This window comes from Luteimonas terrae, from assembly GCF_031457535.1.
GTDB classification, from domain to species: domain Bacteria; phylum Pseudomonadota; class Gammaproteobacteria; order Xanthomonadales; family Xanthomonadaceae; genus Luteimonas; species Luteimonas terrae_A.
Genome location: NZ_JAVDWO010000004.1, coordinates 244,436 through 267,607, shown reverse-complemented (window position 1 = coordinate 267,607; position 23,172 = coordinate 244,436). Strand labels below are relative to the sequence as shown.

The window sequence follows — 23,172 nt, the reverse complement described above, 5'->3', positions numbered from 1 at the left end:
CTCACTCCTCCTTGTTACGGGTGTTGCTTACGACACCTTGTACTTGAATGCGCCATTCTTGCCCGTCGTCACCCGCACCTGTCCGACCTTCCCGCCTTCGGCCATCGTCGCCAGGACCGTCTCCGCAATCTGTGGCAGCAAAGTCCCGTTGAGGATGTGATCGACATTGCGGGCGCCGGAATCGACCTCGGTGCAACGCGCCAGCACCGCATCCACGAGGCCGGTGTCCCATGCAAACACTGCCTTGTGGTTCGCGGCGATGCGGTCACGAATGCGTTCGAGCTTGAGCACGATGATCCGGGCCAGCGCGTCGTCGCCGATCGGATAATAGGGCACCACCTTCATCCGTCCGAGAAAGGCCGGCTTGAACCGCTGCATCAGCACCGGCCGCAGCATCTCCGCGAGCGCATCCGCATCGGGGATCTCGGTGGCCTGCTTGTTCAGGCAGGCCTGCATGATCTGTGCGGAGCCAATATTCGATGTGAGGATGATCAGCGTGTTGCGGAAGTCGATCTCGCGGCCTTCCGCATCGTCCATTGCTCCCTTGTCGAATACCTGGAAGAACATTTCCATGACATCGGGATGGGCCTTCTCGACTTCGTCGAGCAGGACCACGCTGTACGGATTCCGGCGTACGGCTTCGGTGAGCACACCGCCCTCGCCGTAGCCGACATAGCCCGGCGGTGATCCCTTGAGACCGGAGACGCTGTGCGCTTCCTGGTACTCGCTCATGTTGATCGTCACCAGCTTGCGCTCGCCGCCGTAGAGGATGTCAGCCAGCGCCAAGGCGGTTTCGGTCTTACCGACCCCGGATGGGCCGACAAACATGAATACGCCTCTCGGCTTGTTGGGATCTTCCAGCCTGGCGGTCGCTGTCCGTACCCGCTGCGCAATTGCATCGAGTGCATGATCCTGGCCGATCACCCGTTCGGACAGTAGCCCGGCGAGGCTGCGTACGGTCCGGATCTCGTCCTTGACCATCCGCCCCAGGGGAATGCCGGTCCACGCCGAAACGACTTCGGCAACGACCGTTCCATCGACCTGCAACGGCACCATCGGGGCATCGCCCTGCAGCTCGGCGAGTTCGGCCAACAACGCGTCCAACTGGCTCTGCTGAGGTGAGTCGGCCTGGGCGGTCTTGTTACCCCGGCTGGACTTCGAGCGGCGGACGTCCGTCACTGGGGCCAGGACGTGCTCACCGCCGTGGTCATCCCCATCTTCGTCGGTGACGGCCGCGGCCCCGTGCTCCATCGATTCACGCAAGGCGCCGATCCGGACAGCCAAGGCCCGCTCATGCGCCAGCCGGTCCTCACTGGCGACAAGCACAGCTCGCGCCTGGAGCTGCAGTGCGTGCAGCTCATCCAGCCGCGCGGTGTGATGCCGCGCGCCGCCCGCAGCTTCCCGCCCCAGCGCCGCGATCTCCGCCTCCAGCCGTTCGAGCTGCCGTCGTGTGTCCTCGACGATGCCGGGAGTCGCGCTTTGCCCGAGCGCGACTTTGGCGCAGGCCGTATCTAGAACCCCGACGGCCTTGTCGGGCAACTGACGCCCGCTGATATAACGATGGGACAAACGCACGGCTTCTGTGATCGCTTCGTCAAGCACGCGGATTCCGAAATGCTGCTCCATCAACGGCACGATGCCACGCAACATTGCGGCCGCCATGGTTTCGCTGGGCTCTTCAACCTTGACGACCTGGAACCGACGCGCGAGCGCGGCATCCTTCTCGAAATACTTCTTGTACTCGCCCCATGTAGTCGCGGCGATCGTCCGCAGTTCTCCGCGGGCAAGCGCGGGCTTGAGCAGGTTCGCGGCATCGTTCTGGCCTGCTGCGCCGCCGGCGCCGATCATCGTATGCGCCTCGTCGATGAACAGGATGATCGGGTGCGGACTCCTCTTGACCTCGTCGATGACGTTCTTCAGGCGGTTCTCGAACTCGCCTTTGACGCTGGCGCCCGCCTGCAGCAGGCCCATGTCGAGCACATGCAGCTCGACGCTGTGCAACACCTCCGGCACGTCTGCTTCAGCGATCCGGCGTGCAAGCCCCTCGACCACAGCCGTCTTGCCGACCCCTGCCTCTCCCGTAAGGATCGGATTGTTCTGGCGGCGCCGCAGCAGGATATCGATCAGTTGCCTGATTTCGCCGTCGCGCCCGATGACGGGATCGATATGGCCGTCGCGCGCACGCTGCGTGAGGTTGGTCGTGAACTGGTCGAGCGCTGGCGTCCTGGACAGGCCGGGATCGACGCGCGCCGCATCCGGCTCGGCATCACCCGATGATGCATCGGCGAAATCGACTACGCCCGCCGATTCCTGCGATCCCTCGGTCACCTTTGCGAAATCGTGCTTCAGGGCCTCGCGTTTGAATTTCGCGAACTGGCCCGAGGCGCGACTGGCCAGTTGCGCCAGGTCCGGCTCGGTGAGCAGCGCCAGCAACAGATGACCGCTGCGGATGCGGGTGGTTCCGGAATCCAGCGATGCCAGCAGCCAGGCGTGCTCGAACAACGTAGGCAGATGCGTCGAAAACACGGGCGTCCGGGTATTGCCCATCTGGAACCGACCGATCTCGGCGGAAAGATCGCGCTCCAGTGCTTCCGGCGAAACGCCGCTACGGCGCGCGATCAGCACGAAGTCGCATTGCGGCTGTTCCAGCAATGCGAGGAAGAGATGTTCGAGATCGACTTCGAAATGGCCGCGTGTCAGGCACAGGTTGGCGGCACGCTCGGCGGCCTGGCGACAGGTGTCGTTGAGCTTGCCGATCAGGGTCTTGAGATTGATGCTCATGCGGTCAGGAACACTCCATGTCGTTCATCGTGATTGCGTCAATGCAGCGCATGCAGGTGATAACGGGTGTCGGCCCGGGGCACCGGAGACGGACGCGTGCACAGATGGCTGTCCCACCCCAACCGTACGCCCTCCCCCACACCTGAGCTGAATCCCGCAGGGCGAACGTCTTCGGCGCGGATCAACAGGCTGACCTCGTACTCCAACACGCTGCCTGTCAGCAGGGTCAGCCATTTCGCGAGCGAGGCCGCGGCGCTTCCGCCCGGCAGGAAATCATCGAATGCGGCCCGATCGAGCGGCCCCACCTGCAGGCGCAGCCGCAAATCACGTTGCCAGACCCGCTCACCCGCAAGCGCCGTCGTTCCCAATCCTGCATTCTTCATACCCAGCCGGCTGCGCTGCGCTTCGGGAACGTAATACCAGGCGCCCGCAAACTGTTCTACCTGCACTGGTACGCCGAAATATTCCGACAGGATCTGGCGCACCACCACGGCAGAGGCCGGTCGCTGCCGGATGGCCCCGGCATAGTAGGCCACGGCCTGATCGAAGATGTCGCCGTGCCCGTCCACCATGCGGTCGCGAAGCCCCTGCATGCCGAGGCCGCCCAGCGACAGCGCCAGAGGCAGGAAGTGCTCCTTCCGGTCGAGTTCGTACTGCATCGCGAGCCGGTACTTCTTCCATGCGCCGTAGTGCAGGGCCACAGCACGCGTAGTGAAGATGTCCAAAAACGCGCGCGCAGCACGATCGCGCTTGTAGATCTCCCGACCAGCGATGGTTTCGGTGTAATGCAGTGGTAGCGCGCCAGCCGTCCCCAGCAATCCCATGAAGGCGGGCGTCAGATGCACCTCGCCAATGGACTCCGTTGCGGCGGCGTGGTCGATGGCCCCCGGCAACTCGAGCGGCTCGCCGGTGGTGGAGATCGCGCGTGCCGATTCCAGTTCGGCGGACGGGAATGCCAGCGAAGTACTGTTCTGGAAGCGCAGAAAGCGCGGTACCAGATCGCCGCCCTTCGCGCCCTGCCCCAGGAACACGTGCTCGAGGACCCGCAACGCCTGGAAGAATTCGAAGCGATGCGGCTCGGCAAGCAGTTGCTGCGCTATGCCAGGATCGATTCGCCGCTTCGCGGGTCGCATCGGATCAACACCTCGTCGTCATTGATGGAAAGCAGCGTCAACTGCGTGAAGCTGTTGGCATGCACATAAAGCGCGAAAAATCGATCCAGTACGCCGGCAAACGCACTGACACCCGCCCCCACAAATGCGGAAGGATCGATCGTCACCCGGATTTCCAGGCCACGCACCACCGCTGCGAAATGCCGTCCCGGCAGCCAAGCTGTCGTCGCGCGATTCTCGATCCCGACCACTCCGTCGATCTGCCTGCCGGTCACATTGCTGCCCGCGATGTCATAGAGCCGGAGCATCTCGCGAAGTGCGGGTAGCGCTTCTTGGGTCAGCGTCAGACTATTGAGCGACAGATGGGAAATCAGGCGCCACTGCGATGCTCTTCCCTGCTTGAAGCGATGTGTCCGGGTAGGCTTTCGCAACAAAGCAATTGAGCGAGCCGGACTGCCGCCTTCAATCGTAAGGTCGCCCCCCTGGACGCCATAGGCGAGATGCGTCGGCAGGTCGCGATTGCTGCAGGTCAGTTCGATACTGGCCACGTCCGTCTTCGGCGTCACCGGGGAGAAATCGATGTCGACGAACGCGATCTCCGTCTCGTATCCAGGACTCGTGCGTGCCACGTCTTCGTCGCGACTGGCCACCCAGTACGCGCCGCTCCGGTCAGGATCGTCGCCATGCTGCAGTGCGTAGAACGGTCGATAGACATTGACCTGCTCACCCTGGGGCGTGATCCGTATGCGCTGGACGGAATCGATCGAACTGATCTCGAATCCCCAGGCACGACGCCCATCGGCCACCACGGGATAGCTGGCCGTCCGGTGCGTGATCCGGATCGGCTCGCCGTGCTGCGCGAACAGGTTCACGACCGGCGTGCAGCCCAGCAACACGTTGGCGGCGCTGAAGTTCTCGAGGAGGCGACCGTCTGCGTGATCCCCCGAACGCGCCTTGAGCACTAGATGCACGGTGAAGGCGCGTGCCGCGCCCGTTGCCACCGATGCGAGATCGAGATCGAAGAAGCCGAACTTCTCTGGAAAGGCAAACAGCTCGGTGAGCAGGCGATAGGCAGGATGCGAGCGTGCGGGATAATCGATCAGCGCCTCTTCGGCGGAGAAGCCGACCTGTCGCAGCGGAGAGCTTTCCAACGGCCGCCAGCGCCCTGCGTCGTCAGCTTCTACGTAGGCGGCCAGCACATCCATCGCCAGAGCATCCCGCGCTGCGGCACAGAACGATGGTTCGCCGTCGATGAACAGCCGCAGTTGCGCTGTTCCGAGCGCCGCGAATCCGACCTGTTCCGATGCGAGCTCGAAACGCAGGGAAATCTGTGCGCCGGCGCCAGGCGGTGCGCGTGTCGCCATCGGCACCTGCGCAACCGACGCGTAGGTCACCGACGAGACCACCAGCGGCAACAGGTCGACGTTGTAGGCAGTCCTGAACCGGCAGTTGATTCCGCGCACGGGCCGAGACAGCAGCTGTGTCCCCCTGGGCAGGCGAACCGGTGCACTCAGTTTCGCTGCCGCGGAGCCCAGATCGAAACGCGCAATTGAGCAAGCCGGAAACGGCCGCAGGTAATGCGGATACAGCACTTCGAGCAACGCATCCGTGAATTCGGGGTAATCGTCATCGATCTTCTTCGATATGCGCGCACCCAGGAATGCGAACGACTCAATCAGGCGCTCGACATGTGGATCCTGGCTGCCATCCGCCGACAACAACAAACGATTGGCAATCTTGGGATACCGGTCGGCGAACTCCCGGCCGTAACGACGCAGGTAGGCGAGCTCGCGCTCGTAGAACGGCAACAGATCCTGCATCGTCAGACGACCGCAGCTTGGCGGCGCATGCGGCTGACGGAATACTGGAGCGTGCTTGGCTGCAACAGTGCATCGAAACTGACCGCTTCTTTTGCAGGCTGCAGATCAAGCAGCGCATTGATCGTGAAATGCAGGCCGGCGCCCAAGCAAGGATTGGCGTCAAGGGTCACGTGAACATCGTGCAGTCGCGTTTCATGGCGTGAGATTGCCTGCTCGATCGAGCGGCAGATCGCGGCCCGATCGTAGGCGTTCGCGAGACTCATCGACGAAAAATCCACCAATCCGTAGGTCAGCAATGACTGGCAGCAGTTCGGAAACCCGGACAGGGCGTCCGTGCCGAACGCGGCACGGCTGTTGAGCAACCCTTCCAGGTCATTGGCAACCGACTCCTTGTACTGCTCGACGGAAACCGCCTGAAGCACGTTGCCGCGCCCTGGACTTCGCGGCGCCTCATCGAACAGCTTTTCCAGCAGACTTGGCTCGAATCCCTTCATGTTCCCGCGCAATCGATATGGAATGGATCCAGGCAACCCGGCGCCGCCACTCCATGGCGAGCAACGTCGAGCCAAATGCGGTGGCGACATTGCGCCACCGCATTCCAGCGCAATCAGGCGCTGTAGTTTGGAACGTTCTTGCTGGCGCTCCACTGGGCAACCGTCTTGCCGCCGACGCCGCCCTCCGCCTTCTGCTGGTTGTACGTCCACTTGATCGCCGCGAAGCTGAGCTGCACGACTTCCTGTGGCATGCCGTCCTCATCAACGGTGGTTGTTACGCGGTGTACCAGCACGTTCAGCAGTTCAATCAGGTAGTAGTTGATCGCATTGCCGTCCTTGTCGGCGCGCATGAACTCGATGCGTGCCTTGGGGAAGGTCGTGCCGCTGGAGCAGGCCTGGTTGAGAGCCGTGGTCGACAGGTCGATTGACTTGACGATCTCGATCGGCGACAGGTTCACACGCGCTGCGGTCTGTCCACCTGAAGTCGATGCGGTGGCAGACCGCGGCTGCAAAAGATCCTGCGAGAACGACTTGATCTCGATCCAGTCCCGGTGCTTGTCGTCGTGCGACTCGCCCTTGATGGTGTCAATAGAGAGGAATGCATGTTGCATAATCTGGTTTTCCTTGTTCCGTTCTTCCGTGAGATTGAGGGTGCCGGCGTGCAGCCGGCGATGTTGATATGCCGTCTTGCTTGACAGCCGCGTCACTGCATAACGGGGTCTCCGCCCCTAGACGCACAACAAAGCAACCCACTACGACTTTTTGGCAGTTGCCGGCAGTTCGGCCACCAGTCGCAGTGAAACAGACAGCTCGTCGAGCTGAAAATGTGGCCTGAGGAAGGCCACCGCGCGGTAGACGCCGGGCTTGCCCGGCACCTCCGAAACCTGGATCGACGCTTCGCGAAGCGGGTACTGCGCCTTCGCCTCCTGTCCCGCGTTGTCATCGAGCAGCACGTACTGCGCGATCCAGCGGTTGAGGAAGTCCTCGACATTTCCGGCCGAGGCGAAGCTGCCGATCTTCTCGCGCATCATCGACTTGAGGTAATGCGCGATTCGTGACACTGCGAATATATACTGCAGCTGCGACGACAGGACCGCATTCGCGTTCGCCGCGTCGGTGTTGTACTTCTTCGGTCTCTGGGCCGACTGCGCGCCGAAAAACGCGGCATAGTCCGTGTTTTTGCAGTGCACCAGCGGTATGAAACCCAGATCACTGAGTTCCTTTTCGCGGCGATCGGTAATCGCGACCTCGGTTGGGCACTTGAGCGCGATCTCGCCGTCGTCTGTCCGGAAGGTGTGCGTGGGCAGATCCTCGACCAGACCGCCACCCTCGACCCCCCGGATTGCAGCGCACCAGCCGTAATCCTCGAAGGCCTTGGTCAGTCGTGCACCAAACGCATACGCGGTGTTGCACCACAGGTACTTGCTGTGGTCCAAGGCATCGACTTCCTCGACGAAGTTGAAGCCTTCGACCGTGGTGCCATCCTTGGGGTTGTAAGGCAGGCGGCCTAGAAAGCGGGGCAGCGTCAGACCGACGTAACGGCTGTCTTCCCCTTCACGGAACGACTTCCACTTCGCGTACTCGACCGTGTCGAAGATCTTTGCCATATCCCGCGGCTTGCCGAGATCGGTAAAGCTCTCCAGACCGAACATATCCTCGGATGCCGCGGAAATGAACGGCGCATGGGCAGCCGCGGCCACATGCGACATCTGCTCGACAAAATACATGTCCTCGGGCTGACGGCCGATCTGGTAGTCGCCGATCAACGCACCAAACGGCGCACCGCCGAATGTGCCGAATTCCTCTTCGTAGACCTTCTTGAACAGAGCACTCTGGTCGAAATCGATCGCCGACTTGAAGTCGCGTACGAGATCCTTCTGCGGCGCGTTGAAGGCCTTGATCTTCAGCTGGGACCCGGTCGACGTCTGCTGGCAGAGATAGTGCAGGCCGCGCCAGGTACTCTCGAGCTTCTGGAATTCGGGCGCATGCATGATCGCGCTGAGCTGGTCGGAGATCAGACGATCGAGCTCCGCAACCCGCGCGTCGAGCGTGAGGTTGAGGTTGTCCGAAACCACGACGGTTCCATCGAGAACCTCGCGGGCAAGCTCCGAGATGATGTCGCGTGCGCGACTACGCTCCTGATCAGACCTTGCGACACGGCTGGTCTCGATGATCTGGTCCAGCAGGCCAGCGTCGGCGGCGACGGGGGATGCGACTTCGGCAGTGCTCGCCTGTGCGGACATGCATTACTCCTGGGTGTCTTTCGGGCCGAGTTGCTTGAGCTGCTCGGTGTTGTTGAGCACGTCCGACAGCAGATCCTCGAGCTTCTCGTTGCCTGCAATCTTGTTGCGGAGATCGGCCAGCTTCGACCGGGATTCGAGCAGGCGCCGCAGCGGCTCGACCTGTTGCACGATCGACTCAGGCCTGAAATCGTCCATCGACTTGAACTTCAATTCGACCGCGAACTCGCCGCCCGAATCGCTGATCTTGTTGGGCGCGCGGAACGTCGCCCGTGGCGCCATGCCCTCGATCACCTCATCGAAATTATCGAGGTCGACATTGACGAATTTTCGGTCCTTCACCTTCGGCAGCGGCTGATCCGGATTGCCGCTGAAATCCCCGAGCACGCCGACAACGAAGGGAATTTCCTTGTGCTCGATGGCATCGCCCTTCTCGACGTCGTAGGTCAACTGCACGCGCGGTGGTCGCACCTTCTGCAACCGCTTCTGGACACTATCCTTCTTGGACATCTGTTCGTCTCCTGACGAAATGCGAGCGTGGGCGCCGGCGTCAATCCCCACCGATGCGTTTGAAGGGATCAGCCGCAGGTGCCCGCGCCGGGTCTGTCTGCTCGGCCCGCGGCGCGGACTGGGATGTCGTCTGTCGGCCAGCAGGTCTGCGGCTCGCGGAGGCCGCAGGTGCGCGGCGGCGCGCCGCATCCCGCGCGGACTCGTCCTGGAAAATTTCGGAGCCCATCGTGGCGCGCAGTGTCGTGACCAGCGTCTCTGCTTCACGACGCGCGGTGTTCGAGCCCAGGGCGCCGCTTGTCTGCAGACGCAGCAGCGACTGGTTCGCGATGCGAAGTCCGCTCACGGTCAAGATACCGTCCGCGACCAGATCACCCTCGTCACGCTGCAGGACCTCTTCTGCGGCAACCACTGCGCGCGCATAGTTGCCGTTGTTGAATTCGATCTGCGCAATGCGCACCCACGGGTCTTTGCGCGTGGGATCGGCCTTGCCAGCATCCTGGAACCCGATCAGGCCGGTGTCGACGCGACCCGCGGCAATCTCCGCCTCAGCCATCGACAGCATCGCGTCATAGTCGCCAGTGGACATGGACGTCGCGTCACGCGTGGTCGCACAGCCGCTCAACAGCGCGAGCACTGCCACCCCGCCGAGCATACGCACGTATCTTGCCTTCCCTTCTGTCTTCATGACATTCCTATTCAATCCTGAAAGTTCCTTCGCGCAACACGTGCTGCGCGCCGCCCCAATGCCGTATCCACGACATCCATACGCCGGACGATTTTCCGCTTCGCTGAAGATATATTCGCGTTCGCACACCGCGTCAAGCGGCGCAAAACCCGCTACAGTCCTTGCAACGATATCGTGCCAAGTATCACGCTCCCTGACAACGCCGCCATTAAAAACCACAAGGTCGGGCGATTCAAGGCATGGATGTATACGTGAATACGAAAAAAATTCGGATATTTCGTACCTTGCGGGCCTGCGCAGTGATGCTGGCGGCGCTGCTCGCAGCGGCCTGCGCTTCATCGCCGGAGAAGCCCGGCATACTCAAGCGCACCATGCAGAGCATCGGCTTGCAGGACGCGCAACAGGCTGGGAACCGAGAGATCGACCTTCATCTTCATGCCGGTGACAACCTCAATGCGGGCGCGGGCGTGCGCCCGAATGCCGTGGTCATCCAGGTCTACCATCTCCGCGGCACCCAGCGTTTCGAGCAGGCGCGCTTCGACACTTTTCTCGATCAAAGCCTGGTGACGCAGGCACTTGGCGATGATCTGATTGCGTCGGACGAGATCGTCTTGGCACCGGGCACACGTCAGACCCAAGTCGAGGGCGTTTCAGCTGACACTGTTGCGATCGGCGTGGTTGCGCTCTTCCAGGCGCCTGCAAGCAACAGGTGGAAACTTGCCTTCGACGCTAGGCACATCGAGCCGGCGCAGAAAGGCATCACCATTGGCGTACACGCCTGTGCAGTGACCACAGCGAGCGCCGCATTGATGACACGCCTGGCTTCGGATGCATCCAGCCTGGTGTCGGTACGATGCGGGAAATGAGACCCTCACTCCAAATCGAGGTCGGATTTTTCTGACCCCAATCCGTTGTTTCAGTTGTTTGTCTGGTTTCCGCCAAGACACTTCGGTGCAGCCTTGAGGTCCGTGTCGTGAGGTCGGTAAAGTCGTGCGATGATTGGCGCGAGCAATGCGATGCCGACAATGGCATCAGCTGGTTCGTCACGAACTGACAAGGAAGATTGCGTGTCGCAAGCAGGTCGGATGTCGAAGATTTTCTGGGGTGAGGGCCTGTTTCTACGCCCACAGCATTTCCAGAGGCAGGACGCTTATCACGAAGCTCGGCTGCATGAGCTCGCGCGTAGTCTGCACCCGCACGCGTGGGGCGTCCGCAGCGTCAAGCTGGATCGCCAGAGCCTGTCCCACGGCACGGTGCGTGCGCTGGAGGTCTCCGCGATCTTCCCCGATGGCGAGTGCTTCGATGCGCCTGCACAGGATGCGATGCCGGCCCCCCTGTCACTGACAGAGCTGCCCGAAGGCGTGCAGAGCACGCGCATACATATCGCGCTACCGCTGCTGCGCGAGCATGGAGGGAACAGTAGTCCAGCCAATGACGCGCAGCGAACGACCCGCTTCATTCAGCACAATCTGTCCACGCCGGACCTGTTCACCGACGCCGCCGAGTCGGAGCTCGCCTATCTGGGAAAAGCGGTCCGCCTGCTGACGGACGACACGCCGCGCGATCCTTATGTCACGGTGCCCATCGCGCGGATCCGTCGAACCTCCACTGGTGGGTTTGAAGTCGACGATGCTTTCATCCCGCCGGCCCTGCATATCGGGTCGGCGCCGCAACTGCATCTCCAGTTGCGTGGACTGCTCGACTCGCTACGAGCAAAGGTCGATGCCCTCTACGGTCTGCATCGCCAGCCCTCGCAGCACATCATCGAGTTTCGTTCCGGCGACATCGCGTCGTTCTGGCTGCTGCACACGGCGACGTCCGCGTTCGCAACCTTGTCGCATCTGTTCCATCAATCGGGGTTGCATCCAGAACGTCTTTATCAAGAGCTGCTCCGGCTCGCCGGCGCGCTTCTGACGTTCTCGCGCAGTTTCAGCCTCGACGACCTGCCCCAATACGACCATGCGAATCCAGAAGCCGGGTTCGTGCGCTTGTTCGAGATCGTCCGGGAGCTGCTCGATACGGTGATCTCCGCACGCTATTTTCAGATTGCGCTCTCGGAGGTCAAACCGTCCTTCCATCTGGGCCGCATCGAATCCCAGCGCATCGACGACAACTCCGCATTCTATCTGGGCGTCGGCGCCGACATGCCGGGGCAGGACCTGATCCAGACGGTCCCGGTGCGATTTAAAGTGGGCGCGCCGGACGATGTCGAGAAGTGTGTGCTGTCGGCGCTGCCTGGCGTAAAGCTTGTGCATGCAGCGCAGGTGCCGACAGCCATCCCGGTGCGTCCGGGCAGCCATTACTTCTCCATCGAGCCGCGCGGGCCGCTCTACGAGCGCATGTTGAAGTCGCAATCCCTGATGATCTATGTGCCGTCGGGAATCTCGGAACTCAAGCTCGAACTGATCGCGGTGGCGCCATGAACCAGTCCCTGCCTCCCGTTCCGGGCGCCATGCCATCCCTGACGCCGCAGCAGACCGCCACTCCAGGCGCTGCGGCGGCGACGCCGAGAACCCTACTCGATCTGATGGCCGACGGATTCTATCTGTTGCTCATGCTCAAGCGCGGCCGCCTGCCCCAGGACGCCGAGACCTTCGTGCAGTCCGTGCAGCGTCTCCTGGACACGGTGGAGCGCAACGCGATGAAGATGGGCATCGCGTCGGAGGACGTCTACTCAGCCAAGTACGCGTTCTGCGCGGCCGTCGACGAGGCAGTCCTCTCGCAAGCCTCTGCGTTGCAGGACGCCTGGGAGCGCAACCCACTGCAGTTGCGCCTGTTCGGTGAGCACCTCGCTGGCGAGCACTTCTTTGATCGACTGGAGGCGCTGCGTGCACAGGGCGCGGCGCGACTGCAATCGCTGGAGGTCTATCACTACTGCCTGCTGCTCGGCTTCGAAGGCAAGTACCGGCTGGAAGGCCCCGAGAAGCTGGGATATCTGACCGCCCGGCTCGGCGATGAAATCATTTATCTGAAAGGCCGTCGCACGGGGTTCGCGCCGCACTGGCCACCGCCCGACAACGTGCGGCACGCGCTTCGACGCGTCGCGCCGATCTGGCTGCCCGCCGCCGCCGCCGCTGCCTTTGGTCTGATCGGCTATTTCGGCCTCAATGCCTGGATGGTGCGGCAGACAGAGCAACAGCTGGCCGCCTACCAGAACGTCGTGCAGATGCCGGAGCGCACTGCACATATCACCATTACCCTGCCGTGAGCACGCTATGGAATTGCCGTCTCAGGCCCGCGAGGCGCTCGCCGCGCTTGCCGCGCCCTCCCAACATGCCCGACTGATCCGGCTCGATGCCCCGCTCCCGGGGCTGGTGGTCGAACGCTTCACCGGACACGAGGCGGTCTGCGCGTCGTTCCGGTTCGAGATCGACGTCCTGTCGACCTCCGCGTTCCTTGAGCCTGACACCCTGCTGGCGCAGCCGCTGCGCCTGCATCTGCAGCGTGCCGATGGCGGGCTGCGGACCTGGCATGGCCTGTGCACGGAGGTCATGCCGCTGGGCGCCGATGGCGGCTTGGCCCGATACCGGCTGGTCCTGTCGCCATGGACCAGCCTGCTGATCCACCGGCGCAACGCGCTGATTTTCCAGGACCTCGACGTGCGCGGCGTACTGGAGCAGGTCTTTGACGACTACCCGGAAGCCGTCTTCCGGTTCGACGTGCGTCGGCCGCTGCCGGTCCGCGCGATGACCACCCAATATCGTGAGACCGACGGGGCATTCGTCACACGCCTGCTTGCCGAGAACGGCCTGGCCTGGCACTTCGAACACGGACCGGCCGACGGTGACGATGCCGGACACACGCTCGTGATCGCAGATCAGCAGGCCGAGCGACAGGCAGGCGAGTCCCTGCGCTTCCATCGCATCGATGGCACCGAGCAGCAGGACGCCATCGATGTCTTCAGCGAGCAGCGGCAGATCACGCCCAATCAGGTGCATGCCGGAAGCTGGAGTACAGCGCACCTGGCGACCGTCATCGGACGCAGCGCCACAGAGGTCGGTGCCCTCCCCGGGCTCGAGATCCATGCCCAGCCACGTAGCGGGCGCTTCGACGATCAGACCAGTGCACAGCGCGAGGCAGAACATCGGCTCGATGCGCTACGCCTGCCCGACAGACTGTTCCATGGCGCCGGCAGCGCACGCGCCCTCGCTTGCGGTGCCGCCTTCCCGCTCGTCGGCCATGCCCAGCATGTCGGCGAGCGCTTCGTGCCGGTGCACATCGACCACCTCGCCGTAAACAACTTGGGTGCCGGCATCGTCGATCTGCTGGGCGATGCAGCCTTCGAGCATGGCAGCTACCGCAATCGCTTCGCCGCCGTGCCCGCCGACACGCCGATTGCGCCCGTCGTGCCGGACCGCCCGGTCGTCCACGGCCCACAGACCGCCCGTGTCGTCGGCCTGCCCGACAGCGCGGTCACCGCCAGCCGCGATCACCAGGTCCGCATCCAGTTCGCCTGGCAACGCGGCGCCGCGCCCAACGCCGGCGGCCTCACCGACACCGCCAGTGCGCATGCCGGCCATGCGCCCGGCGATGCGACCTCCGGGACGTGGGTGCCCGTCGCCGAATGGATCGCCGGCCCCAACTGGGGCAGCCACTTCCTGCCGCGTGTCGGCGCCGAGGTGCTGGTGGAGTTCCTGCACGGCGACATCGACCAGCCGCGCATCACCGGCCAGCTCTACAACGGCGAGGTCGCCCCGCCCTTCGCCGGCGGCATCGACGGCGCCAGCAACCATCCCGGCACGCTCAGCGGCCTGCACACCCAGGCGCACGATGGTGCCGGCACCCAGCAATGGGTGCTCGACGACACCCCCGGCCAGTTGCGCACCCGCCTCCACACCAGCCTGGCCGACAGCCGGCTCGAACTCGGCTATCTGATCCAGCACCAGGACGCCCAGCGCGGCGCGCTGCACGGCCAGGGCGTGGCGCTGACCACGACCGGCTGGAGCAACGTGCACGCGGCTCAAGGCCTGCTGCTCTCCACCACCGCGCGACCCGGCGGCGCCTCGACCCAGCTCGACGTGGCCGAGGCCGTCGCCCAGCTCAAGGGCGCCGAGCGCACGACCGAGGGCCTGCACGACACCCTGGTGCAGCAACAGGTACCGGGCTTCGATGCCAACGACCGTCTGACCGCGCTGCGCGAAGCCCTCGATCCCGAAGCCCAGGGCCGCTACAGCGGCAGCGTGCGCGGCCAGAGCGCGATGAAGCCGGCGGCGGGCAGTCGCGATCCCGGCGAGGATCCGGTCGAGCGTTTCGCTGATGCACGGCTGGTCGCCGAGTCCCCCGAGTCGATCGCCCTTGCCACCCAAAAGTCCGCGGTCGCCTACGCCGGTGGCGCCCTGCACCTGACCGTGCAGGACGACGCCCACCTCGCCGCGGGCCAGACCATCGCCTGGGTGTCGGGCCAGCACACTGCGCTCTACGCCCACGCCGGCCCGCTCCGCGCGATCGCCGCCAACGGACCGGTCACCCTGCAGGCCCACACCGGGGAGCTGGAGCTGCTGGCCGATCAGAGCGTCACCGTCACCGCCACCGATGCGCGCATCGACGTGCTGGCCCAGACCAAGATCGTGCTGCAGGCTGGCCAGACCACCGTCACCCTCGAAGGCGGCGACATCACGTTTGCGTGTCCGGGGGAATTTACGGTCAAGGCCAGTCAGCATCCGTTCTTGGGTGGCGAGACCGTGGCGGCTCCGATTGCGGCCCTCCCCGATTCGACGATCGCCTTGAACAACTGGATTGAAATCAACCATCGCGACCCGGAAAACGAACCCTTCTCCGGCCAGGCCTACAAGATCTTCTTTGCAGGTGGCCAGATTCTCTCCGGCAAGCTCGACACAGACGGTCATGCCCGACACGAGAGTGTTCCAGACAGGGCAGAGCGCGTCGAATACGAACCCCGCACTCCGGAACAGGACGATCCCCCGGAGCCTCTGGACAAGCTGATCTCAGCAGCGCAATCCAGACTCGGCTGACAAGGAACCGGCAACGATGTGGGATGAACTGGAAAACGCACTCGCGTGGTATGCCGCTGCGCCAGGCCGCTGGGTCGACAGCGCCAAGCAAGACCTGAGCGCAGCTGCAGAATGGATTTGGGAAGTCTTGCAGGGGGACTTCAACGAAGAACAGACCACCGCCCAGGTGGTGACCAATACCGCCATCTCGATGATCCCAATCGTGGACCAGATCTGCGATGTGCGCGACCTGGTCGCCAATTGCCGAAAGATCCACGACGACACCAACAACAAATGGGCTTGGGTGGCGCTGGTGCTGACCCTGATAGGCCTGTTCCCGACTCTGGGTTCACTGGTCAAGGGCTGCCTGAAAATCCTGTTTGCCTATGGCCGCCGGGGCGTGCTGTCAGGCAGCCGGGCGGCGCTGGACTCGGACCTGTGGAATGCCACTCGCCGGTCTGTCGAGGCCGGCATCCGCAAGCTCAACGAGTTCCTTGCCCGCCCCGCCGTGCGGCGCGCCATCTCGCGCTTGCGCGTCGACAACATCTACAAGCACCTGGCCAGCGAAGTGCGCCGGGTTGCAGCCATGTTGTCGGTCTCGCGCCTGACGGGAGTGTTCGACGAGCTGCTCGGCGCATTGCGCAAGTTCGTGGACATGATCCAGCGCTGGGGCAGTGCGGCCCTAGGCACGCGCGCCGGACAACTGCTCGAATCCGTCCTGCGCGTGCGTCGGTTGGCCAACGCCAAGCTGGCCGAGGCGCTGGCCCCGGTGCGGCATTGGCTCAACCAGTTGGCCCGTCGCCTCGATATCGAAGCGGACATGCAGTACCGCGCCCTCGTCAACGCCCGTAACCCGCATGCCTACGCCCGCCCACGCGTGGATGACGAACTGGCGCAGTTCGAACGAGCCAAGCCGGAGTGGGTGGATAAGACGGGGCGACTCAGGTACGAGGCAACGGAAAGGGCACCAAACGTTAGAGGCTGGCCGAATATCGGCGAGTCCGGGCCACGGCCACTCAAGGGGGCTTTTGAGACATTTCATGGCAACATCAATCACGTCACCTACCCCCCAGGCACCCGGCTCTATCGGGTGGTCGATCCGGGACGACGCTCGTTCGACAACGGCACGTTCTGGATGACCGAGGCCGAGTTCCGCAAACTCACCAGCAAGACCGAGTGGCGTCGCCGCTTCGCGGTGTGGGCCAACTGGAACGGCAACGGGGAGTACGTCACCTACACCGTACCGCCCGGACGGCCCCTGCGCGCCTGGGAAGGCCAAGCCGCCTCACAACAGCTCAAGCTTGGTTACGATTACGTGCTGGAAGGCGGCGCTCGCCAGATCGTGCTGGACCCGGGCGACCTGGACATTGGCGGGCTGGGCCCGCGCCGCGCCACCGGCTGGGGCTACAGTGACTTCGGTGAGTCCGTCGGCCTGGTCGGCGTGCCTACCCTCAAAAACAACTGGTACAGCCAGTGAGCCAACGCGTCACTGACCCGCACACGGAACTGCCATGCCCACGCCCCTGATCCCGCAGGAAGTCTATCTGCTCGAACGCTACAGCTCGTTCGAGTACTTCGCTCCGATCCGCGACCAGTGGGCGGCGATGCTCGAACACGTCGAGAGATGCCTGGAGGTGTTCACCGCGCACCTGCCGCTGGAGTACCGCAGGCGACCGCTGCACGATCAGCCCGATATCGTCTGGGGTGAACAGATCCTGCCCAACTTCCGCGACACCATGGCATTGCTCGATCGCGCCTGCATTCAACTCAAACATGGTGATCTTCGCGGCCTTGGCCCTGCAATCGGTGTGACCGGGGATTTTCGTGGGCAAATCGAGTTCTGGGCCGGCTGGATGGACGAGCCGCAGGTCGCGGCGGTCATTCCCAACGCGCAGGAAACTTACTATGACCTGATCTCTGCGCCACAGCAGCGGGCTTGGAATATGCAGCGAACTTTTCAGCGGATATGGTCGCCCGGGGCCTTATCATCCCGATACAGCGAAAAGTACCAAGGCCCGCTCGACCCGCCCGAGCGCTGGCCTCGCTATCGCCTTAATCCCGCAGTACGGGTCGAAGTCGGTGGCCCGATTACGCGCAGTGGCCTTTACCTGCCCGACATCGACGACAGTTGCGCGGCACTGCTGATCGAAGGCCACGACTGGGACGACGGGAAAGTTCTGCTCCGCTATGAAGACCCAGTCACCGAAGACGGCGAAAAACTCTACGACAGCCCCCTACCGGTCACCGAATGGCGCTCCACCGGCTGGACCCTGATCGACCGCGCACCCGGCGAAACGATCCCCTTCGAAGCAGGGCTGGGGGCGGTGGACACGCCGCCTGCTCGGGTACCCGCCGGTGAACCCTGTCCGCGCACTGGCTGGTGGCACACTCCGGCGCGGGCCGACTCCCGTCGCTTGTTCAAGACTGGCGACACCTTCCCCAACATCGACAACAGCGACTACGGCAGCACATTCTGGCTCTGGTCGCAGGATCAGACCACCCCGCAGCTGTGAACACGCCGTCCGGCCCATCGCAGGGCAGTTGGTTTTCCCGCCTTGACGGCAGCCTCAAGGTCTTTCTGGCGATTGCCGCGTTCATTGGCATGGCTTACGGCGGATTCAAGTGGCAAGACGCACAGCGCGAAAACGTCAAAGAAGCCGAACAGGCACGCGATGCCGCCATAATCGCGAGCGATCAGCTTCGCGAAGATAACGAGCAACTGCGCGCCCGGCTGCAAACCGAATCGCAAGGCATGCAGTGCCTCAATGTGCTGCCGGATTGGCAGAAGGAACTTGCCGTCTGTCGCGAGTCACTGGGCAAATGGCAAGCCAATGGCGGCATTTTCCAGCGCATCAACGCCCTGCAGCAATCGAGCGGGCAACTTAAGCGGGAATCAGATTCGCTGCTCCGGTCCGGATTTACAGGCATCGCAAAGGACCAACTCAACGACGGCGAGCAATCGGCACTTGAAGAGCTAAAACGCCGAGACGGCAACATCCAACAGCAGATCCTCGATTTGCAGCATCGGCTGCATTGTGAGTGCTGATACGGATAGACGCCTCATCACATTGGCGCCCCTGCACCAGTATCCCGGCCTGCGCCCCGTGCTCAAGGCGCAGTCGATGATGCTCTACGTGCCGTCGGGAATCTCGGAACTCAAGCTCGAACTGATCGCGGTGGCACCATGATGAACCAGTCCCTGCCTCCCGTTCCGGGCGCCATGCCATCCCTGACGCCGCAGCAGACCGTCACTCCAGGCGCTGCGGCGGCGACGCCGAGAACCCTACTCGATCTGATGGCCGACGGATTCTATCTGTTGCTCATGCTCAAGCGTGGCCGCCTGCCCCAGGACGCCGAGACCTTTGTGCAGTCCGTGCAGCGTCTCCTGGACACGGTGGAGCGCAACGCGATGAAGATGGGCATCGCGTCGGAGGACGTCTACTCAGCCAAGTACGCGTTCTGCGCGGCCGTCGACGAGGCAGTCCTCTCGCAAGCCTCTGCGTTGCAGGACGCCTGGGAGCGCAAGTGCGGCCCTAAGCACGCGCGCCGGGCAACTGCTCGAATCCGTCCTGCGCGTGCGTCGGCTGGCCAACGCCAAGCTGGCCGAGGCGCTGGCCCCGGTGCGGCATTGGCTCAACCAGTTGGCCCGTCGCCTCGATATCGAGGCCGACATGCAGTACCGCGCCCTCGTCAACGCCCGTAACCCGCATGCCTACGCCCGCCCACGCGTGGATGACGAACTGGCGCAGTTCGAACGGGCCAAGCCGGAGTGGGTGGATAAGACCGACGAATTGGCGTTTCAGCCCACGACACGGGCACCCGCCCAACAAGGCTGGCCGAACATCAGCGCATCCGCACCCCAGCCGCTCAACAAAGCCTTCCGCAATTTCCACGGCAACATCAATGCCGTGACCTATCCGCCCGGCACCGTGCTTTACCGCATCGTCGACCCCAATTCAGCCGACAATAGTATCTGTTGGATGACCAAGGCAGAGTTCGACAAGCTCAGCAGCAAGGCCGACTGGCGGCGAAGATTTGCCGTGTGGGCCAACTGGAATGGCAACGGCGAGTACGTCACTTACACCGTGCCCCCCGGTCGTCCTTTGCGGGCATGGGATGGCAAGGTCGCCTCACAGCAGTTGGAACCAGGCTCCGAATACGTGCTGGAAGGTGGCGCACGCCAGATCGTGCTCGACCCTACCGACCTCGATATCGGCGGCATCAGTCCGCGCCAAGCCAACCACTGGGGCTACAGTGACTTCGGTGAATCCGTCGGCCTGGTTGGCGTCCCCACCCTCAAGAACAATTGGTACAGCCAGTAATCCGCCATCGCCGTTGACATGCAGACAAGCCGCCCATGCCCACACCGCTGATCCCCCAGGAAATCTACCTACTCGAACGCTACAGCTCGTTCGAATACTTCGCGCCGATCCGCGATCAGTGGCAGGCGATGGTGGATCACGTGGAACAGTGTCTGGAAGTGTTCATGGCGCACCTACCTCCCGATTACCGGAGCCGACAGCAGCCCTATCAGCCGGACATCGTATGGGGTGAGCGCGTACTGCCCAATTTCCGCAGCACATTGCAGTTGCTTGATCGCGCCTGCATCAATCTCTACCGGGGCGATCTCAAGGCACTAGGCGCGGCATTGGGCGTCACAGGCGGGCATCGCGGACAAGTCGAATACTGGGCGGGCTGGATGGCGAGCCGCACATCGCGGCGGTCATTCCCAACGCGAAGGAAATCTATTACGACCTGCTCGGTGCCCCACAGCAGCGTGCTTGGAACGTGCAGCATAGTTTTCAGCGCGCCTGGGCCGCCGGGGAACTGTCCTCCCGCTACAGCGCAGAGAACCACGGCGCGCTTGACCCACCCGAACGCTGGCCACGCTACCGGCTCAATCCGTCGGTAAGGACAGAACCGGGGGGCATTGTTCACACAAGCGGCATCTACCTGCCCGACACCGACAATAGCTGCGCGGCCTTGCTGATCGAGGGAAAGAACACCAGTCGGGCACAGTATTTGATTCGCTACGAAGACCCAGTTAACGAAGACGGCCGAAAACTCTACGACAGCCCCCTACCCGTCACCGAATGGCGCTCCACCGGCTGGACCCTGATCGAGCGCGCACCCGGCGAAACGATCCCCTTCGAAGCATGGCTGGGGGCGGTGGACACGCCGCCTGCTCGGGTACCTGCCGGTGAACCCTGTCCGCGCAGTGGCTGGTGGCACACTCCGGCGCGGGCCGACTCCCGTCGCTTGTTCAAGACTGGCGACACCTTCCCCAACATCGACAACAGCGACTACGGCAGCACATTTTGGCTCTGGTCGCAGGACCAGATCACCCCGCAGCTGTGAACACGCCGTCCGGCCCATCGCAGGGCAGTTGGTTTTCCCGCCTTGACGGCAGCCTCAAGGTCTTTCTGGCGATTGCCGCGTTCATTGGCATGGCTTACGGCGGATTCGAGTAGCAAGACCCACAGCGCGACAAGGTCAAAGAAGCCGAACAGGCACTCGATGCCGCACGCCTTGATATCGAGGCAGACATGCAGTATCGCGCCATCGTCAACGCGCGAAATCCGCATGCCTATGCGCGGCCGAGAGTTGATGATGAGTTGGCGCAGTTCGAGCGGGCCAAGCCGGATTGGGTGGACAGGTGACCTGCCGGGATTTTTAGGACCACCGATTAGTTGAGGACGGCTTGGTGGGTTGATGCTAGCTGTTGTTGCTTCTGATGGTGGTGCTCATCCTTGAACTGCTTCGGTGTCCGGTATCCGGTGTCCGGTATCCGAGGCTGGAGTGCGGCCTGTCCTCGTTGTAGTGCCGACGCCAGGTTTCGATCATCACCTTGGCCTCGGTGCGATTCCGGAACCATTCCATGCTGAGACACTCGTCGCGGAACTTCCCGTTGAGGCTCTCGGCGGTGCCATTTTGCCAAGGCTTGCCGGGTTCGATATAGGCGGTCTCGATGCCGGCGCCTTGCAGCCACTTCAGGACGGCGCGGCTGACGAACTCCGGCCCGTTGTCCGATCGCAGGTACCGCGGCGCGCCGTGCTGACTGACCAGCCGTGCCAGCACATCGATCACGCGCTTGGAGCGGATGCTGCCCTGGACGTGGATCTCCAAGGCCTCGTGCGTCCATTCGTCGGTCACCATCAGGCACTTCAGTCCCTGACCGTTGGCGCAACCGTCGAAGACGAAGTCATAGGCCCAGACCGCGTTCGGACCCGCCGCCGGCAAAGGCCGCGGTCGGGACGCTGCGATCCGCTTGCGCGGCCGTTTCTTCGGCACCTGCAGCTTGGCCAACTGCCACAGCCGAAGCATCCTGTCCCAGCCCAGCGTCATGCCCTCACGCTCCAGGTAGACATGGATCCGGCGGTAGCGGAATCCCGGATACATGGCGGCGTAGTACTTCATGCGCTCAATCAAGGGAGCATCGCTGAGGGGTTGGGTGGCGACATAGCCGAGCGTCGAGCGCGGCACGCCCAGCAGCGCGCAAGCGCGGCGAGTGCTGATCCCGCGGTCAACTCACCCACCACCTCTACTTTTGAATGACTCGAAAAAAGGAGGACGCTTCAACAATACGACACCACGTCAGGGGTGCGTTCGATGCAGCTTTCATTTGGTGATGCCGAGGATCTGGGCCAGCGCAAGCGCACCCGGCGTGAGGTGTTCCTTGCGGAGATGGAGCAGGTTGTCCCGTGGCCGGCGCTGCTGGCGCTGATCGAGCCGCACTACCCGAAGATGGGCCGGCCTGGCCGGCAGCCTTACGTCCTTTCGACGATGCTGCGCATCCACTTTCTGCAGCAGTGGTACGCGTTGTCGGATCCGGCGATGGAGGAAGCGCTGTACGACGCGCCGGTGATGCGTCGGTTTGCGCAGATCGGCGGCATGAATGACGTGCCGGACGAGGCCACGATCCTCAACTTTCGCCGGTTGCTGGAGAAGCATGGCCTGGCGGCAAAGATCTTCGATCGAGTGAACACGCATCTGGCGCGCAAGGGCCAGAGCCTGCGGGCCGGTACGATCGTCGATGCGACGATCATCAGCGCGCCCAGTTCGACGAAGAACGCAGATGGCGAGCGTGACCCCGCGATGCACCAGACGAAGAAGGGCAATCAATGGTTCTTCGGGATGAAGGCGCACATCGGCGTCGACGACGAATCCGGCCTGGTGTATCACGTGGAATGCACCGCCGCGAACGTGGCGGACGCGGCGAAGCGTGCGGAACTCGCAGAGGTCGATGCGGCGTTCCTGATCGCGGCCAAGCCGTCGACGATCAAGGCGATGAAGTGCATGCGTGAGCAACGCGAGGCGCGGCATTTCGAGCGGCTGAAGGCGAGCGTGCGCGCGAAGGTGGAGCACCCGTTCCGGGTGATCAAGCAGCAGTTCGGTTATCTGAAGGTGCGCTACCGCGGTCTCGAGAAGAACGCAGCGGAGGTGCGAACGCTGTTCGCACTGTCGAATCTGTGGATGTCGCGCGCCGGCACATACTGCCGGCAGCAGGATAAGTGCGTCCGCTGGACGGGAAACCCCGCCCAGCGGCGCGGAAAAGCAAGCGATCGCGGGCTGATTGACG

General features: G+C 63.2%; 19 protein-coding genes and 1 pseudogene. 11 read left to right on the top strand and 9 right to left on the bottom strand.

Features of this window, described 5'->3' with window-relative positions:
• Positions 1–27: 27 nt before the first annotated feature.
• The 8 genes from tssH to J2W68_RS06755 form a co-directional block, all read right to left on the bottom strand.
• A complete protein-coding gene (gene tssH / locus J2W68_RS06790) occupies positions 28–2,781 on the bottom strand; it encodes a type VI secretion system ATPase TssH (protein WP_310233873.1) in 2,754 nt (917 codons plus the stop codon).
• Positions 2,782–2,819: 38 nt separating this feature from the next.
• Positions 2,820–3,914: a type VI secretion system baseplate subunit TssG gene (gene tssG / locus J2W68_RS06785; RefSeq protein ID WP_310233871.1), complete on the bottom strand. Its 1,095-nt coding sequence runs from the start codon at positions 3,912–3,914 to the stop codon at positions 2,820–2,822.
• A complete protein-coding gene (tssF, locus tag J2W68_RS06780) occupies positions 3,878–5,713 on the bottom strand; it encodes a type VI secretion system baseplate subunit TssF (protein ID WP_310233869.1) in 1,836 nt (611 codons plus the stop codon). Before tssF ends, tssG begins: the two co-directional genes overlap by 37 nt.
• A 2-nt stretch (positions 5,714–5,715) precedes the next feature.
• Entirely contained in the window at positions 5,716–6,207 is a 492-nt protein-coding gene (gene tssE, locus J2W68_RS06775) for a type VI secretion system baseplate subunit TssE (protein WP_310233866.1), read from the bottom strand.
• Between the two features lie 113 nt (positions 6,208–6,320).
• A complete protein-coding gene (locus J2W68_RS06770; RefSeq protein ID WP_310233863.1) occupies positions 6,321–6,914 on the bottom strand; it encodes an Hcp family type VI secretion system effector in 594 nt (197 codons plus the stop codon).
• Positions 6,915–6,959: 45 nt separating this feature from the next.
• Positions 6,960–8,450 (bottom strand): type VI secretion system contractile sheath large subunit, encoded by a 1,491-nt coding sequence (gene tssC, locus J2W68_RS06765; protein ID WP_310233862.1) that lies wholly within the window; start codon positions 8,448–8,450, stop codon positions 6,960–6,962.
• Positions 8,451–8,453: 3 nt separating this feature from the next.
• Positions 8,454–8,957, bottom strand: a complete 504-nt coding sequence (gene tssB / locus J2W68_RS06760) for a type VI secretion system contractile sheath small subunit (protein WP_310233861.1) — start codon at positions 8,955–8,957, stop codon at positions 8,454–8,456.
• Between the two features lie 40 nt (positions 8,958–8,997).
• Complete coding sequence (locus J2W68_RS06755; RefSeq protein ID WP_310233859.1) at positions 8,998–9,771, bottom strand: tetratricopeptide repeat protein; 774 nt, start codon at positions 9,769–9,771, stop codon at positions 8,998–9,000.
• A gap of 122 nt (positions 9,772–9,893) precedes the next feature.
• Here J2W68_RS06755 and tssJ point away from each other — a divergent pair, with 122 nt between their 5' ends.
• From tssJ to J2W68_RS06705, 10 genes are all read left to right on the top strand, one after another.
• Complete coding sequence (tssJ, locus tag J2W68_RS06750) at positions 9,894–10,508, top strand: type VI secretion system lipoprotein TssJ (RefSeq protein WP_310233858.1); 615 nt, start codon at positions 9,894–9,896, stop codon at positions 10,506–10,508.
• A 219-nt stretch (positions 10,509–10,727) separates the two neighbouring features.
• On the top strand, positions 10,728–12,065 hold the full coding sequence (gene tssK, locus J2W68_RS06745) for a type VI secretion system baseplate subunit TssK (RefSeq protein ID WP_310233855.1): 1,338 nt from the start codon (positions 10,728–10,730) through the stop codon (positions 12,063–12,065).
• Complete coding sequence (icmH, locus tag J2W68_RS06740; RefSeq protein WP_310233853.1) at positions 12,062–12,850, top strand: type IVB secretion system protein IcmH/DotU; 789 nt, start codon at positions 12,062–12,064, stop codon at positions 12,848–12,850. The genes tssK and icmH overlap by 4 nt, the downstream gene beginning before the upstream one ends.
• Before the next feature lie 7 nt (positions 12,851–12,857).
• Entirely contained in the window at positions 12,858–15,614 is a 2,757-nt protein-coding gene (locus J2W68_RS06735) for a type VI secretion system Vgr family protein (protein WP_310233852.1), read from the top strand.
• A gap of 16 nt (positions 15,615–15,630) precedes the next feature.
• Positions 15,631–17,070: a hypothetical protein gene (locus J2W68_RS06730; protein ID WP_310233849.1), complete on the top strand. Its 1,440-nt coding sequence runs from the start codon at positions 15,631–15,633 to the stop codon at positions 17,068–17,070.
• 34 nt (positions 17,071–17,104) lie between these two features.
• Positions 17,105–18,106 (top strand): hypothetical protein, encoded by a 1,002-nt coding sequence (locus J2W68_RS06725; RefSeq protein WP_310233847.1) that lies wholly within the window; start codon positions 17,105–17,107, stop codon positions 18,104–18,106.
• Positions 18,103–18,639: a hypothetical protein gene (locus J2W68_RS06720; RefSeq protein WP_310233845.1), complete on the top strand. Its 537-nt coding sequence runs from the start codon at positions 18,103–18,105 to the stop codon at positions 18,637–18,639. The genes J2W68_RS06725 and J2W68_RS06720 overlap by 4 nt, the downstream gene beginning before the upstream one ends.
• Before the next feature lie 138 nt (positions 18,640–18,777).
• Complete coding sequence (locus tag J2W68_RS06715) at positions 18,778–19,296, top strand: DotU family type IV/VI secretion system protein (RefSeq protein ID WP_310233844.1); 519 nt, start codon at positions 18,778–18,780, stop codon at positions 19,294–19,296.
• A gap of 654 nt (positions 19,297–19,950) precedes the next feature.
• A complete protein-coding gene (locus tag J2W68_RS06710; protein ID WP_310233843.1) occupies positions 19,951–20,505 on the top strand; it encodes a hypothetical protein in 555 nt (184 codons plus the stop codon).
• Positions 20,506–20,576: 71 nt separating this feature from the next.
• The gene (locus J2W68_RS06705) at positions 20,577–20,951 is read left to right on the top strand and encodes a hypothetical protein (protein WP_310233840.1); all 375 of its coding nucleotides are present in this window, start codon (positions 20,577–20,579) and stop codon (positions 20,949–20,951) included.
• A gap of 357 nt (positions 20,952–21,308) precedes the next feature.
• Here the strand turns inward: J2W68_RS06705 and J2W68_RS06700 are convergent.
• Positions 21,309–22,115 (bottom strand): annotated as a pseudogene (locus J2W68_RS06700) (IS3 family transposase); the annotation flags it as partial.
• Between the two features lie 87 nt (positions 22,116–22,202).
• Between J2W68_RS06700 and J2W68_RS06695 the strand changes: the two are divergent.
• Positions 22,203–23,104 (top strand): IS5 family transposase gene (locus J2W68_RS06695; RefSeq protein ID WP_310233838.1). Its coding sequence is split into 2 segments (ribosomal slippage): positions 22,203–23,069 and positions 23,072–23,104, totalling 900 coding nucleotides; the frame shifts between segments, so codons are not numbered across the junction.
• Positions 23,105–23,172: the final 68 nt, after the last annotated feature.

Coding starts and splice junctions, on each gene's coding strand:
- tssH (WP_310233873.1), bottom strand. CDS start 2,781: ATGAGCATCAATCTCAAGACCCTGATCGGCAAGCTCAACGACACCTGT.
- tssG (WP_310233871.1), bottom strand. CDS start 3,914: ATGCGACCCGCGAAGCGGCGAATCGATCCTGGCATAGCGCAGCAACTG.
- tssF (WP_310233869.1), bottom strand. CDS start 5,713: ATGCAGGATCTGTTGCCGTTCTACGAGCGCGAGCTCGCCTACCTGCGT.
- tssE (WP_310233866.1), bottom strand. CDS start 6,207: ATGAAGGGATTCGAGCCAAGTCTGCTGGAAAAGCTGTTCGATGAGGCG.
- tssC (WP_310233862.1), bottom strand. CDS start 8,450: ATGTCCGCACAGGCGAGCACTGCCGAAGTCGCATCCCCCGTCGCCGCC.
- tssB (WP_310233861.1), bottom strand. CDS start 8,957: ATGTCCAAGAAGGATAGTGTCCAGAAGCGGTTGCAGAAGGTGCGACCA.
- tssK (WP_310233855.1), top strand. CDS start 10,728: ATGTCGAAGATTTTCTGGGGTGAGGGCCTGTTTCTACGCCCACAGCAT.
- icmH (WP_310233853.1), top strand. CDS start 12,062: ATGAACCAGTCCCTGCCTCCCGTTCCGGGCGCCATGCCATCCCTGACG.
- J2W68_RS06735 (WP_310233852.1), top strand. CDS start 12,858: ATGGAATTGCCGTCTCAGGCCCGCGAGGCGCTCGCCGCGCTTGCCGCG.
- J2W68_RS06730 (WP_310233849.1), top strand. CDS start 15,631: ATGTGGGATGAACTGGAAAACGCACTCGCGTGGTATGCCGCTGCGCCA.
- J2W68_RS06725 (WP_310233847.1), top strand. CDS start 17,105: ATGCCCACGCCCCTGATCCCGCAGGAAGTCTATCTGCTCGAACGCTAC.
- J2W68_RS06715 (WP_310233844.1), top strand. CDS start 18,778: ATGATGAACCAGTCCCTGCCTCCCGTTCCGGGCGCCATGCCATCCCTG.
- J2W68_RS06710 (WP_310233843.1), top strand. CDS start 19,951: ATGCCCACACCGCTGATCCCCCAGGAAATCTACCTACTCGAACGCTAC.